The 12,511-nt window shown below is 66.1% G+C and carries 14 protein-coding genes; 7 read left to right on the top strand and 7 right to left on the bottom strand.

Annotation, left to right across the window (positions count from 1 at the left end; genetic code table 11):
* Positions 1-147: 147 nt before the first annotated feature.
* Entirely contained in the window at positions 148-564 is a 417-nt protein-coding gene (locus Azoinq_RS06755; protein ID WP_216130687.1) for a DUF2721 domain-containing protein, read from the bottom strand.
* 289 nt (positions 565-853) lie between these two features.
* On the opposite strand from Azoinq_RS06755, the gene argC reads away from it, so the two are divergent.
* Entirely contained in the window at positions 854-1,819 is a 966-nt protein-coding gene (gene argC, locus Azoinq_RS06760; protein ID WP_216130685.1) for an N-acetyl-gamma-glutamyl-phosphate reductase, read from the top strand.
* Positions 1,820-1,928: 109 nt separating this feature from the next.
* Here argC and Azoinq_RS06765 read toward each other — a convergent pair whose 3' ends face one another.
* From Azoinq_RS06765 to Azoinq_RS06775, 3 genes are read right to left on the bottom strand one after another with little or no spacing between them, the layout of a single operon-like run.
* Positions 1,929-2,768: a putative RNA methyltransferase gene (locus Azoinq_RS06765; protein ID WP_216130683.1), complete on the bottom strand. Its 840-nt coding sequence runs from the start codon at positions 2,766-2,768 to the stop codon at positions 1,929-1,931.
* A gap of 9 nt (positions 2,769-2,777) precedes the next feature.
* Entirely contained in the window at positions 2,778-3,989 is a 1,212-nt protein-coding gene (locus tag Azoinq_RS06770) for an exo-beta-N-acetylmuramidase NamZ family protein (RefSeq protein ID WP_216130681.1), read from the bottom strand.
* A 23-nt stretch (positions 3,990-4,012) separates the two neighbouring features.
* Positions 4,013-4,645 (bottom strand): DOMON-like domain-containing protein, encoded by a 633-nt coding sequence (locus Azoinq_RS06775; protein ID WP_216130679.1) that lies wholly within the window; start codon positions 4,643-4,645, stop codon positions 4,013-4,015.
* A gap of 58 nt (positions 4,646-4,703) precedes the next feature.
* On the opposite strand from Azoinq_RS06775, the gene Azoinq_RS06780 reads away from it, so the two are divergent.
* The 5 genes from Azoinq_RS06780 to murB all read left to right on the top strand — a co-directional run bounded on the left by Azoinq_RS06780 (position 4,704) and on the right by murB (position 8,403).
* Positions 4,704-5,129, top strand: a complete 426-nt coding sequence (locus tag Azoinq_RS06780) for a hypothetical protein (protein WP_216130677.1) — start codon at positions 4,704-4,706, stop codon at positions 5,127-5,129.
* 312 nt (positions 5,130-5,441) lie between these two features.
* The gene (locus tag Azoinq_RS06785) at positions 5,442-6,344 is read left to right on the top strand and encodes a radical SAM protein (protein ID WP_216130675.1); all 903 of its coding nucleotides are present in this window, start codon (positions 5,442-5,444) and stop codon (positions 6,342-6,344) included.
* Positions 6,345-6,512: 168 nt separating this feature from the next.
* On the top strand, positions 6,513-6,977 hold the full coding sequence (locus Azoinq_RS06790; protein WP_216130673.1) for a PACE efflux transporter: 465 nt from the start codon (positions 6,513-6,515) through the stop codon (positions 6,975-6,977).
* A 38-nt stretch (positions 6,978-7,015) separates the two neighbouring features.
* Positions 7,016-7,291, top strand: coding sequence for a DUF2164 domain-containing protein (locus Azoinq_RS06795; RefSeq protein ID WP_216130671.1), 276 nt, complete (start codon positions 7,016-7,018; stop codon positions 7,289-7,291).
* Between the two features lie 77 nt (positions 7,292-7,368).
* A complete protein-coding gene (gene murB / locus Azoinq_RS06800) occupies positions 7,369-8,403 on the top strand; it encodes a UDP-N-acetylmuramate dehydrogenase (RefSeq protein WP_216130670.1) in 1,035 nt (344 codons plus the stop codon).
* Positions 8,404-8,453: 50 nt separating this feature from the next.
* On the opposite strand, the gene Azoinq_RS06805 is transcribed toward murB, so the two are convergent.
* Together Azoinq_RS06805 and Azoinq_RS06810 are read right to left on the bottom strand one after the other, a co-directional pair.
* A complete protein-coding gene (locus Azoinq_RS06805) occupies positions 8,454-8,894 on the bottom strand; it encodes a hypothetical protein (RefSeq protein WP_216130668.1) in 441 nt (146 codons plus the stop codon).
* Positions 8,895-9,374: 480 nt separating this feature from the next.
* A complete protein-coding gene (locus Azoinq_RS06810) occupies positions 9,375-10,178 on the bottom strand; it encodes an N-acetylmuramoyl-L-alanine amidase family protein (protein ID WP_232368586.1) in 804 nt (267 codons plus the stop codon).
* A gap of 109 nt (positions 10,179-10,287) precedes the next feature.
* Here Azoinq_RS06810 and Azoinq_RS06815 point away from each other — a divergent pair, with 109 nt between their 5' ends.
* The gene (locus Azoinq_RS06815) at positions 10,288-12,081 is read left to right on the top strand and encodes a M61 family metallopeptidase (protein WP_216130666.1); all 1,794 of its coding nucleotides are present in this window, start codon (positions 10,288-10,290) and stop codon (positions 12,079-12,081) included.
* A gap of 56 nt (positions 12,082-12,137) precedes the next feature.
* Here Azoinq_RS06815 and Azoinq_RS06820 read toward each other — a convergent pair whose 3' ends face one another.
* Complete coding sequence (locus Azoinq_RS06820; protein ID WP_216130664.1) at positions 12,138-12,494, bottom strand: DUF1840 domain-containing protein; 357 nt, start codon at positions 12,492-12,494, stop codon at positions 12,138-12,140.
* Positions 12,495-12,511 lie beyond the last annotated feature (17 nt).

A 12,511-nucleotide genomic window follows, 5' to 3' on the forward strand; every position in this document is an offset into this window, starting at 1 on the left:
CCCTTTTTTTATCCCGATGCTTTCAAGAAGAAGCCCTGCCATCGGCCCCCAAAGGCCTTGTGCCCTAGGGGGTCACACCGACATCGCCACCCCACAGCCCCAAACGCCCCATGGGCGGGGTTCAGCCGGTATAGGACAGCCCCCGGATTACGCCCCCTCGGCGTCCTTTTCCGCCGCCTTCCCCCGTTCCTCCACATCCTCCACCACCACCGCCAGGGCGTTGGTGGAAATCAGCACTTCCATGAGGGAGAGGACCAGGGAGACGGCCAGGGCGAGGATGCTGATGCCGAAGAGGAGTTTGCCCAGGGTGGTTTCATGGACGTACAGGGCGAACATGGAGAGGGCGCAGAGGAGGAAGCTCAGGACGCCAAAGCTCTGCATGTACTGGATGAGCATGATGCGCCGCTTGAGGCCGGGGATTTGGCGCTGCACCAGGCGGCTTTCCCGTTCCACCGAGGCGTGGAGCTGGCGGATAACCTGGGCCAGGGTAAGGAAGCGGTTGGTGTAGGCCAGGAGCAGGAGGGAAATGGCGGGGAAGAGCAGGGCAGGGGTGGTGAGATCCATGGCGGAGGCGGCGGGGGATAGGGGCCCCAGTAAAGCAGGGCTTGGGCTTCCGGGCAAGGGGGGCGGGCCCGGCGGGGGCTTCCCGCCGCCAGGGGAAGGCTCAGCCCCTTAATGCCGGGGAGCGCCGACTTCCCTCGGGAGCGCCTAGCTTTGGGCCGCCTGAAGCGGTGGTCTTCCCGCCGCCGCCCGGCCTTTTCGGCACCGCTCCCCGGGCCCGCCGGGAAAATTGGCCCCGCCCCGAGGCCCCACAACCCTTACAATAGGGCTTTGCTCCTAACCCCCTACGCCCATGACTTTCAAGGTATTCATCGACGGCCGTCACGGCACCACCGGGCTCAAGATCGACGAACGTCTGTCCATCCGCCCCGAGGTGGAAATCCTGACCATCCCGGAAGCCCAGCGCAAGGACCCGGCGGTCAAGGCCGAGTACATCAATAACGCGGATCTGGTCTTCCTCTGTCTGCCGGACGCCGCCTCCCGGGAATCCGTGGCTCTGCTGGCCCCGGGCAACACCCGCACCCGCTTTCTCGACGCCTCCACCGCCCACCGCACCCATCCGGACTGGGTCTACGGCCTGCCCGAGCTGAACGGCAGCCAGCGGGACCGGATCAAAACGGCCCAGAAGGTGGCCGTGCCCGGCTGCCACGCCAGCGGCTTCATTATGCTGATGGCGCCCCTGGTGGCGGGGGGCCTGGTGCCCCGGGACTACCCGGCCAGCACCTATTCCATCACCGGCTACAGCGGTGGCGGCAAGGACATGATCGCCGACTATGAAAGCTACGGAGACGGCCCGGTGCCCGACGCCATGCGCAGCCCCCGGTTCTACGCCCTGGGCCTGGGCCACAAGCACCTGCCGGAAATGCAGGCCATCACCGGCCTAGCCCACAAGCCCCTGTTCACCCCCATCGTGGGCAATTTCGCCCAGGGCATGGTGGTGGCCGTGCCCCTCCTGCCCCGGGTGCTACCCAAGGCCCTCACCCCGTCGGACGTGCACGCCTATCTGAGCGAATACTACCGGGGCGAAACCTTCGTCCGGGTCATGCCCCTGGATACGGCCCCCGTGCTGGACAAGGGCTTCCTCCCCGCCACCGCCTGCAACGGCACCAACCGGGCGGAAATTTTTGTCTTCGGCCACCAGGACCAAATCCTCCTGGCCTCCCGCTTCGACAACCTGGGCAAAGGTGCCTCCGGCGCCGCCATCCAGTGCATGAACCTGATGCTGGGCATGGACGAAGCTACGGGCTTGCAGGCTTAAGACACCAAGCTTCGGGCAATAAAAAGGCCGGAACGGGCAACCGTTCCGGCCTTTTACGTTGACTCCCTCGCCGTGCCCCAGCCCCGGCAATCGCCCTGATCCAGAGGCTTTAGTCCGCCCGCCCCAGCCGTTGCAAAACCACGTCCACCGTCAGGCTGATGTGGTCCAGGGCGGCGGCGCGGGCCCGGCCTTCCGGGGTGGCCCGGTGCAGGTGGGGGGTCATGGCCAGGAGGTCGGCGATCTGGGGCTGGCCGTCCACTTCCAGGGCATAGGTGAAGGTTTCCCGGCCCAGGAGGCGAAAGCCCGGGGGCAGGGGGGTAGCGGGTTTTTCCGGCTTTAGGCGGGGGTAGATGACTTCCCGCAGCTCTCGCAGATGGTCCGGCCCCGGGTCCAGCATGAGGAGCTGGCCCTCCGGACGTAACACCCGGGCGAATTCCCCGTAGACAGGAAAGCCGAAGAGGCATAGCAGCCGATCCACGCTGGCGTCCGGCACAGGCAGGCGGGCGTTGCTGCCTACCACCCAGGTGGCCCCGGGGGCCTGTTTGGCCGCCGCCTGCACCGCCCATTTGGAAATATCCAGACCCAGTACGGCCAGGGGCCGCTCCCCGGCCAGGGCGGCCAGGCGCCGCAGATAGTAGCCTTCGCCGCAGCCCCCATCCAGGCAGGTGGGCAGCCCGCCGGCGGGCAGGTCCGCCAGTAGGGCCCGGGCCACCCCGTCCGCCAGGGGCTGATAGGCGCCGCTATTGAGAAAGCGGCGCCGGGCGGCCACCATGGCCTTGCTGTCCCCCGGGTCCCGGGAGCGCTTGAGCTGCACGGGCAGGAGATTCACGTAGCCCTGGGCGGCCACGTCGAAGCAGTGACCGTCCGGGCAGCGCCAGCTGGGGCCCTGACGCACCAGGGGGACGCCATCCAGGGGACAGGTGAGGTGGGGGAAGGGCAGGAAGGCCATGGGACGGCCTCAGTAGAGCAGGAAGGGGCGCCGGGCTTGGGCCCAGGCGGCTTCATCCGGAGCCACGGCCCGCTCCAGGTCCCCGGGCTGGGCCTGGGGATCATCCACCCATTGGCGCAGCAGGGGACCTCCGTTGATCAGGTCGATGGCCAGCCGGTCCCGCTCGTATTCGTAGGGGAAGTCCCGCCACAGGGGGTAATCGGGCTGCAAGCGGCGCAGGGCCTTGAAGGCCAGGGCTTGCAGGCGCCAGGGGCGGAAGGCGGCGTGGTGGTAATGGGCCGGATCTTCGGTGTGGATCTGCACCCCGTGGCAGAGCTGGCCCACATGCTTGTGGAAGGTGGGCTCGAACCAGCAGTCCCGCAGGACGCAGCCTTGCAGCCAGGCCGGAGCCAGGGCGGTCATTTCTCCCAGCAGGGCCCGGGCATCCAGGTCCGGGGCGCCGAACAATTCCAGGGGCCGGGTGGTGCCCCGGCCTTCGGAGAGGGTGGTGCCTTCCAACATCACCGTGCCCGGGTAGGCCCGGGCCATCCACAGATTGGGGGCGTTGGGGCTGGGATTGATCCAGGTCCGTTCCCCCTGGGGCCAGCCGTAACCCGGCCCGGCCTCCGGCCGCCAGCCGGTCATGGTCACCACCTGGCAATCCACGTCCAGGTTCAGGGTGGCGATAAACCAGCGGGCCAGTTCCCCCATGGTGAGGCCGTGGCGCATGGGCAGGGGCGCGGCCCCCACAAAGCTTTCCCAGCCCGGCACCAGGAGATTGCCTTCCACCGGGCGGCCCACCGGATTGGGCCGGTCCAGCACCCAGACGCTCTTACCGTGGGCGGCAGCGGCTTCCAGCACATAGCGCAGGGTGGTGATAAAGGTGTAGATGCGACAGCCCAGGTCCTGCAAATCCACCAGCAGCACGTCAAAGGTATCCATCATGGCCGGGGTGGGCCGCCGGGTTTCCCCGTAGAGGCTGAACACGGGAATGCCCAGGCGGGGGTCCCGGTAATCCGGGGATTCCACCATATTGTCCTGCTTATCCCCCCGCAGCCCGTGCTGGGGGCCGAAGGCAGCGGTAAGGTTCAGGTCGGGCAGGGCCCCCAGGGCATCCAGGGAATGGGTCAGGTCCCGGGTCAGGGAAGCGGGGTGGGCCAGCAAGGCCACCCGCCGCCCCGCCAGGGGGCGCCGCAGGGCCGGGTCTTGCAGCAGGCGGTCGAGGCCGAAAAGCACGGTCATGGCAGTGATTCCAAGAAATTCCGTCAAAAATCCGGGGGCAGGGCCAGAACAAAGCCCTTTTCCCCGTGAAAGTCCGGCTGGCCTGCCCCGTGGGCCAGGGCCCAGTAGGCCAGACTACCGTCTTGCCGCTCTACCACCGTGGCCAGGGCCACTTGCAGGACGCCGGGCCCAGGGAGCAGGGCCCCCCCTTCCAGGGTGGCCCGGAGGGCCAGTTCCCCGGGGCCCCGGCTTATCTCCAGCTGGGGCGGGGGCGGCAGGGGCGCCTCCGGGTCCCGCAGCCGGTAGGCGGCAAAACCGTAGGAGGCCCATTGGCCGGAGGGGGAAAAATTGAATTCCCGGTAGGGCAGGGCCGGGGGCGGCAGCCGGGGGTCGGCGGCGGGGCGGAGCGTTGGTTCCGCCGGAGCGCTGGCAGCAAGGCCACCCCTACGGCGCAGAAACACCTCGCAGCAGGTGTGGGCCCAGAGCCGATCCGCCGGTGCCGGGTGGGCGGCGCTGGGCAGGCGCAGGGCCTCCAGGTCCCCCTGGAGCCGGTAATCCAGCACCAAGGCCCCGCCGGGCCCCCGGCCCAGGGTCACCTGGATCAGGGAGAGGGGGGCCGGGGCGCTGTCCGGATGGGGCACCAGCAGGGCGGCGCCGGGAAAAAGTGGGGTTATCATTGGCGGGCGATTTTACCCTTGCCGCCGGAATCACCGCCCATTTTTGGAGGAATCCGTCATGCCCCTTTGCCCCCCTGCCCTGGTTTTCCACCTCCGCCGCACCCTGCCCGTGGCCCTGTTGTGCGGCGCCGCCCTGCCTCTCTGGGCCGCTGACGCCCCCGCCGGACTGCAACTGGTGTGCGGCGGCATCGGCCAGGACGAGTCGGCCCAGATGCTGGCCGCCACGCCCAAACACGCCCTCACCCTGCTCTTCGTCGCCCGGGACGGCCACTACCTTTCCGGGGTGGCCACCAAGGTGGACGATCCCCTGGGGGATAAGGAAGCGGCCAACGGGGACTGCGGCCCCCTGGCCCAGGTGGATGTGGCCAAGGCGGGCCGCTACCGGGTGAAGGCCAGCTTTGACGGCCAACAGTGGGAGCAATGGCTGAAATTGGCTCCCAAGGCCGGCGCCAAGCGGGTCATCCGCTTCAAGGCCGACGACTAGGGCTTCCCGGGGCCACCAGGCTCCAGGGGATTAAGCAGCGGGCTTTGCCGCACCACCCGGTTGGAGAGTGGCGCCAGTCCTTGTTCTTCAAGGCCACCTAGTGAATCGCCTTGTTGGCTGGGCCTGAGCCGCCGCCCCCTCCGCTCCCCCTCCCGCCCCTTGCCTGAGCCGGTGGCTTTTCGGTAGATTCAAGCAGGACGCCCCTTCCCAGGCCTTTTTTCGGACCCCGCCCAGGCCACCCAACCCTTTCCACCGACGGGAATGGGGCCTAGGCGCCCCGGCTCCCTTTTCCACCTCCTACTCCCAATCCCTATGGACGACCACGCCTTTCCCATCCGCTACGTGGAGCCCGTGTACCGGCCCCCCAGCGAAGCCCAGTCCCTGATTCTGCCCCTCACCAACGGCTGCTCCTGGAACCAGTGCACCTACTGCGACATGTACACCGCCCCCCAGAAGCGCTTTCGCGCCCGGGACGAGGGGGAAACCCTGGAGTCCATTCGCCGGGCCGGGGCCGGGTACGGGGACCAGGTGAAGCGGGTCTTCCTGGCGGATGGAGACGCCCTGGTGCTGCCCACCCGGCGCCTGCTGGCCGTGCTCGCCGCCATCCGGGAACACCTGCCCGGGGTGCGCCGGGTCTCCAGCTACTGCCTGCCCCGCAACCTGGCCCGCAAATCCGTGGCCGAACTCACCGAGCTACGGGCCGCCGGCCTGAGTCTGGCCTACGTGGGGGCCGAATCCGGGGACGACACGGTGCTAGCCCGGGTGCACAAGGGGGAAAGTTTCGATTCCACCCGGGCCGCCCTGGATAAGCTGGGGGAGGCGGGCATCAGCCGCTCCGTCATGCTCCTCAACGGCCTGGGGGGCGCCGTCTATTCGGCCCAGCACGCCGCCGCCTCGGCCCGGCTGGCCAACGCCACCCAGCCTGAATTCCTGGCCACCCTGGTAGTCAGCTTTCCCCTGGGGGAAGCCCGGTTCCGGGCCGCTTTTCCGGAATGGACGCCCCTGGACCCGGTGGGCCTGTTCCGGGAAATGGAAGCCCTGATCGGCGCCCTGGAACTGAAGCGCACCGTCTTCCGCAGCGACCACGCCTCCAACTGGCTGGTGCTCAAAGGCAACCTGCCCACGGACAAGGAGCGACTCCTGGCCCAGCTCCGCGCCGCCATCGCCCAGCCCCAGGAAGCCCCCCTGCGCCCCGCCTGGGCCCGGGGGCTGTAGGCCCTCGGCCAGCATCCCCGGGGGAAACCGGCGGCGGCCCCGAGGAGGGCCCGCCCCCTTCAGCCACTTCAGCCAACTGCCGCCGGACCACGCCGATTCCAGCCCAATTCCGGCCCGATCCCCGCCCCGGGCCCCTATAATGGCTCCCTACCGAATTTGCCCCTACCCATGTCCGTTCCCATCCGTTCCCTTGCCGACCGTCTGCGTCAGGTAGCCCTGTTTGAGGTGCTCGGCCTGGCCCTGGTGACACCCCTGTTTTCCTGGGCCAGCGGCCAGCAGGGCACCAGCTCCCTGGTGCTGCTGGCCATTCTGGCCGGGGTGGCGGCCCTGTGGAACACCGCTTTCGCCAGCGCCGTGGATTGGGTCCAGGCCCATTATTTCGGCCTGCGGGCCGACCTGCGGGGCTGGCGGGCCCGGGCCGTCTATGCCCTGGCCTTTGAGGGCGGCCTAGCCTGCCTCACCCTGCCCATCATCGCCGCCTGGACGGGCCTCTCCTGGTTCGCCGCCCTGGTGGCCGATCTGGGTCTGGCCCTCACCTACACGGTCTATGCCTACCTGTTCAACTGGGTCTATGACCGCTGCTTTCCCCTGGGGGAGCGGCCCCTGGCCCCGGAAGCGGGCGGGGTAGAATAGGCGCCCCCTTCGGAACCCGCCCGCCGGAATCCCTCCCCATGACCATCCAGCTTGCCCCAGCGGCCCAGGAGGCCGCCATCGCCTCCCTGCAACGCTATTTCCGGGAAAACGCCGAGGAGCCCCTGGGCCACCTGGGGGCCCGGGCCCTGCTGGATTACCTGCTGGCGGAAATCGGCCCGAGCATCTACAACCAGGCGGTGGCCGAGGTGCAGGCCCGGATGCAGCAGCTGGTGCTGGATCTGGACATCGACCTCCACGCCGAAGAATTTTCCTATTGGACCCAGCCCAAGGGCCGCCGGGGGAAAAAGGCCTGACCCGGCCCCCCTGCCACCACAGGCACTACCCGCCGCCCCTTTCCGTCCCTTCCTTACCTCCCACGCCTACGCCCATCATGCTGCCCCCCTTTGTCCAGGCGGACGCCGATCTCGCCCCCCTCAACACCCTGGCCCTGCCCGCCCGGGCCGCCTTTCTCGCCACCGTCACCCACCCAGACGAGCTAGGCCAGCTGGCCGTCCATCCGGACCTAGCCCGGCGCCGCCGCTTCGTTCTGGGCGGGGGCAGCAATCTGGTCCTCACCGGGGACGTGGATGGTCTGGTGCTGCGCATGGCCATCCCGGGCAAGGCCCTGGTGGCGGAGGACGACGACGCCTGGTACGTGCGGGCCGGGGCCGGGGAAAGCTGGCACGACTTTGTGCGTTGGACCCTGGCCCAGGGCTGGCCCGGCCTGGAAAATCTCTCCCTCATCCCAGGCACCGTGGGCTCCGCCCCCATCCAGAACATCGGCGCCTACGGCCTGGAAGCGGGAGACCGGTTTTATCGCCTGGAAGCCCGCGACATGGCCACGGGGGAAGATTTCACCCTGGACCGGGAAGCCTGTCGCTTCGCCTATCGGGACAGCCGCTTCAAACAGGAAGGCTGGCACCTGGACGGCAGCCACGTCATCACCGCCGTCACCTTCCGCCTGCCCAAGGCCTGGCAGCCCCTCACCCGCTACGCCGATCTGGCCAAGGAACTGGAGGCCCGGGGCCTCACCCAACCCAGCGCCCGGGACATTTCCGACGCGGTGATCGCCGTGCGCCAGCGCAAGCTGCCGGACCCGGCCACCCTGCCCAACGCGGGCAGCTTTTTCCAGAATCCGGTGGTGCCGGGGCCAGTGGCCGCCAGCCTGGTAACCACCCATCCCCACCTGCCCCACTATCCCCAGCCCGATGGCCGGGTCAAACTGGCCGCCGGCTGGCTCATTGAACAATCTGGCTGGAAAGGCCGAGCCCTGGGCCCCGCCGCCATGTACGAGAAACAGGCCCTGGTGCTGGTGAACCGGGGCGGCGCCACCGGCGCCCAGGTGGCCGCCCTCATGGCAGCGGTGCAGGCCGATGTGGGGGAGAAATTCGGCGTTGAGTTGATGCCGGAGCCGATTTTTTTATAAGAATTGATTGTGCAGCTATTGGTCTATCCCCCATTTCCCAATATTTAGCATCAAGCGTCAGGGAGGAAACTCCCAATTATGGCAAATACAAGCAGCGCACCGCCACCAACAAGAGCAACCCAATTCCATAGGGTAATTTTTGAATTTTCAGAGCCTATTGCCTCAATTTTTTTATTAATTTCTAACGCCGCCGCATTCATCGGGATGAGCGGTACAAAACTCAACATTGAGGCAAGCCAATAGGGGTTAGGCAAACGCCAAAGGGATTGCAATATAAAATAGAAAACCGCAAGAATTCCTATTAATGAAGGAGCCGGGACCCCTTTCTCATTAGCAGCCAATTTAATATATTTAAAACAACTATAAGCCCATAGCGGAGCAAATAACGCTCTCAAGAAAGGCATTATTCTTTTATTTGATCTCGCCTTAATCAATACCCAGTTTTTATAAAACCAATATAGTTCATAAATCCCTAAGGTACAGGCAGACATTAGGATGAACTTTAGGGTCGAAGGGGAAAAAAAATAAGGTCGTTGCTCAATTACTTCCTCCGATCTCTCAATCGGGTTGTCAACGTTTATCTCTGTTACAACTCGGTTCATAGCTCCCCCATTTTAATTGGCAACGTGAAGTAAATTCCAATAGCAGCATCTATTTCTGGCCTAATAATCGTACATATAAAAATCTGTGTTTCGCTATCCTATGGCCACGGCGACATTAATGTCAAATGGGTTATGTTATTAAGATAACTAACGCAACGATACCTCCATCACTCCGACTGAGCCTCACAGCCCCCCAGCAAGGTCGGGAGTAAGGAATCTGGTTTTTTTGTTAATTCTTTGAGAAATAAGAAGATTACGCTCACCGAATTTAGGCAGAACTTAGCCTTTCCGGAGCGTAACGTGGCAGCAATATTATCCAGTCGTCCCGGATACCCACGCTGCAAAGCGCAAGCCCCAACATCCAAGCTCCTACTGCCGCCCCTCCCCCTTGTCCGCCCTCAACTCCATCATGCAGGCCGCCAGCCCGGTGGCGATGCCATCCGCCATGCGGGCCTGGTTGGCGGGGTCGGCCAGGGCCAGTTCTTCTTCCCGGTTTTTCAGCATGCCCGCTTCCAGGAGCACGGCGGGGACGGTGGTGTGGGAGGTGACCAACAGGGTGTCGTAGAAGCGCACCCCGTTGGTTTCGTCGGCCCAGGGGCGGGGGGTGCCTAGGGCGGTGGCGCTGTGGTGGGTGGCCCGGGCGAAACCCAGGCGGCGCAGGCGGGCACCGATGGCGGAGGCGCAGGCTAGGCTTTGGGCCACGTCCGGGTTGCGGTGGGAAATGAAGAGGGCAAAGCCCCGGAAGCGGGGTTCGTCGTTATAGGTTTCCGGCCGCCCGTCCCACTCCCAGAGGTGGAGGAAGGAGGGGTCCAGGGAATCGTGGTGCAGGGAAATGAAATAATCCGCCCCCACGGCCGCTTCGGGACGGGCCGCCAGGCTGGGGATTTTGCCGTCGAAATTGATCCGGGTAACGGCCAAATGCTTGGCTTCCAGGGCCGTGGCCAGCTGCCGGGCCAGGTCCAGGTTGAAGGAAAACTCGCTGCGGCCCCGGGCGCTGATGGCGCCGCTATCTTTGAGGGAATGGCCCACATCCACGGCCACCCGGGGCAGGGCAACGGGGGGCCGGGCCGTGGGCGAGGGGAGGGTGGGGGCCACGGCCCCCGCAGGGATTTCCCCTTCCTCCGCCGCCCCCGTGGCGATTCCTTCCCCAGCCAGGGTGGGAAGGGGAGCCATGCCGCTCCACAGCGCTACAATGAGTGCCCAGCGGCCCAGCCGGGGCCGCCCCTTGCTCCGGCCCAGAGTCGGCGCCCTTTTTTCCTGCCCAATTTTTGCCATTGCCATCATGGTCCATCCTGTTCGTTACACCCTGACCCCCGCGTCCCCCGAGGCCCATCTTTTCCACATCACCTGCCGGGTGGCGGCACCGGACCCGGCGGGCCAGCGCTTCGCCCTGCCCACCTGGATTCCAGGCAGCTACCTGATCCGGGAATTCGCCCGCCAGGTGGTGAGCATCCAGGCCCAGGCGGACGGCAAGCCGGTGGCCCTGACCAAGCTGGATAAGCACAGCTGGCAGGCGGCGCCGGTGAAACCGGGCCGGGCCCTGGAGGTAAGTTACCAAGTTTACGCCTGGGACCTGTCCGTGCGGGGCGCCCATCTGGATCGGAGCCACGCCTATTTCAACGGTCCCAGCATCTTTCTCGGCGTGGTGGGCCAGGAACATCTGCCCTGCCGGGTAGAACTGGCGCCCCCGGCGGGCAAGGCCTATCAGGACTGGCGGGTAGCCACGGCCATGCGCCCGGCCAAGGGGGAAAAGGGGGCAGCCAAGCGCTGGGGATTTGGCCTGTATGAGGCGGCGGATTACGACGAGCTGCTGGATCACCCGGTGGAAATGGGCCATTTCGACGTGGTGGAATTCAAGGCTTGCGGCACGCCCCACGCGGTGGCCGTCACCGGTCGCCATGACGGGGATCTGGAGCGCTTGGCCAAGGACCTGAAGCCCATCTGCGAAAGCCACATCCGGCTCTTTGCCAAGACCGCCCCCATGGACCGTTACCTGTTCCTGGTCACCGTGGTGGGCAAGGGCTACGGCGGCCTGGAACACCGGGCCTCCACCTCCCTGTTGGCTTCCCGCAACGACCTGCCCGGGACCCAGACCCCCACGGAAGGGCCTCTGCCGGACAGTTACGTGAATTTTCTCGGCCTCTGTAGCCACGAATATTTCCACAGCTGGAACGTGAAGCGCATCAAGCCCGCAGCCTTCATCCCCTATGACCTGGACCGGGAAGCCCACACCCACCTGCTCTGGGCCTTTGAAGGCTTCACCTCCTATTACGACGATCTGGGCCTGCTGCGCAGCGGCCGCATCGACGCCAAAACCTACCTCAAGCTCCTGGGCAAGACCGCGGAACGGGTACGTCAGGCCCCGGGGCGCTTGAAGCAAAGCGTGGCCGATTCCTCCTTCGACGCCTGGATCAAAGCCTACCGGCCGGACGAAAACACCCCCAATGCGGTGGTCAACTACTATACCCAGGGCGCCCTCATCGCCCTGGGCCTGGACCTGGAACTGCGCCGGGGCAGCCACGGGCGCAAGAGCCTGGATCAGGTGATGCAGGTGCTCTGGCAACGCTACGGCCAAAGCGGCACGGGGGTGGGGGAAGGGGACATTTTCACCGCCGTGGCGGAAGTGGGGGGCCCCACCGCCGCCCGCTGGCTGGAAAAGGCCGTAACTACCCCGGGGGACGTGGCCCTGGAAAAGCCCCTCAAAGCCCTGGGGGTAAAACTCCAATGGCAGCCCCTGGGAGACAAGCCCAGCTTGGGGGTACGCACCACGGTGGAAGGGGGGGATCTGAAGCTCGCCACCGTCTTCAGCGGCGGTCCGGCGGAACGGGCCGGGCTGGCGGGCGGCGACGTGCTGGTGGCCTGGAACGGCCTGCGTATCAGCCCGGACGGCCTGGATGAGCTGCTCGCCCGGCACCGGGCGGGGGACGACATCCAGCTCCACTATTTCCGCCGGGATGAACTCCAGGAAACCCACCTGGTACTGGCTCCGCCCCCCGCCCATCGGGCCGAGCTGCGGCTAATGGAAGGCCTGCCCGAATCCACGGGCCGGCTGCGCCGGGGCTGGCTGGGGGAATAGGTGACCCAGGCCCGGGGAAGGGCCGGAAGATTTTTCCGCCCCCCGGGCTTTAGGCCCTAGCCTTCAATCCCCAAGCCACCGTCTTCGTAGAAATCCTGGGCCGCTTCCCAGGTGACCGCCTTTTCCGCCTTGGCGGCCTGGGCGAACATGCGGATGAAGGGCTGGGCCCGGGTGGCCAGGGCCACCACTTCATGGGGCTCCATGCCGATGCCCGAATCTTCCAGCAGCTGGGCTTTGCCGTCCTTGGCGGGCTTTTCCAGGCCCTCCAGACGGGCCACGGCCTGATCCAATTCCCCTGGGGCAATCACCCCCCGGGCGGTGGGTTCCTTGCCCAGCAAACGGAGCAGCAGGCGGGCCACATCGGCAAAGGTAATGACATCGGCGGCGGCGGTACTTTGGAATTTTACGATCATGATTTTTCCTCTCTGGC

Origin of the sequence: Azospira inquinata, from assembly GCF_018905915.1 — a bacterium.
GTDB classification, from domain to species: Bacteria; Pseudomonadota; Gammaproteobacteria; order Burkholderiales; family Rhodocyclaceae; genus Azospira; species Azospira inquinata.

What these genes read in the sequence shown, in the direction of transcription:
- Azoinq_RS06755 (WP_216130687.1), bottom strand. Translation starts at nt 564, where the DNA reads ATGGATCTCACCACCCCTGCCCTGCTCTTCCCCGCCATTTCCCTCCTG.
- argC (WP_216130685.1), top strand. Translation starts at nt 854, where the DNA reads ATGACTTTCAAGGTATTCATCGACGGCCGTCACGGCACCACCGGGCTC.
- Azoinq_RS06765 (WP_216130683.1), bottom strand. Translation starts at nt 2,768, where the DNA reads ATGGCCTTCCTGCCCTTCCCCCACCTCACCTGTCCCCTGGATGGCGTC.
- Azoinq_RS06770 (WP_216130681.1), bottom strand. Translation starts at nt 3,989, where the DNA reads ATGACCGTGCTTTTCGGCCTCGACCGCCTGCTGCAAGACCCGGCCCTG.
- Azoinq_RS06775 (WP_216130679.1), bottom strand. Translation starts at nt 4,645, where the DNA reads ATGATAACCCCACTTTTTCCCGGCGCCGCCCTGCTGGTGCCCCATCCG.
- Azoinq_RS06780 (WP_216130677.1), top strand. Translation starts at nt 4,704, where the DNA reads ATGCCCCTTTGCCCCCCTGCCCTGGTTTTCCACCTCCGCCGCACCCTG.
- Azoinq_RS06785 (WP_216130675.1), top strand. Translation starts at nt 5,442, where the DNA reads ATGGACGACCACGCCTTTCCCATCCGCTACGTGGAGCCCGTGTACCGG.
- Azoinq_RS06790 (WP_216130673.1), top strand. Translation starts at nt 6,513, where the DNA reads ATGTCCGTTCCCATCCGTTCCCTTGCCGACCGTCTGCGTCAGGTAGCC.
- Azoinq_RS06795 (WP_216130671.1), top strand. Translation starts at nt 7,016, where the DNA reads ATGACCATCCAGCTTGCCCCAGCGGCCCAGGAGGCCGCCATCGCCTCC.
- murB (WP_216130670.1), top strand. Translation starts at nt 7,369, where the DNA reads ATGCTGCCCCCCTTTGTCCAGGCGGACGCCGATCTCGCCCCCCTCAAC.
- Azoinq_RS06805 (WP_216130668.1), bottom strand. Translation starts at nt 8,894, where the DNA reads ATGTCTGCCTGTACCTTAGGGATTTATGAACTATATTGGTTTTATAAA.
- Azoinq_RS06810 (WP_232368586.1), bottom strand. Translation starts at nt 10,178, where the DNA reads ATGGCTCCCCTTCCCACCCTGGCTGGGGAAGGAATCGCCACGGGGGCG.
- Azoinq_RS06815 (WP_216130666.1), top strand. Translation starts at nt 10,288, where the DNA reads ATGGTCCATCCTGTTCGTTACACCCTGACCCCCGCGTCCCCCGAGGCC.
- Azoinq_RS06820 (WP_216130664.1), bottom strand. Translation starts at nt 12,494, where the DNA reads ATGATCGTAAAATTCCAAAGTACCGCCGCCGCCGATGTCATTACCTTT.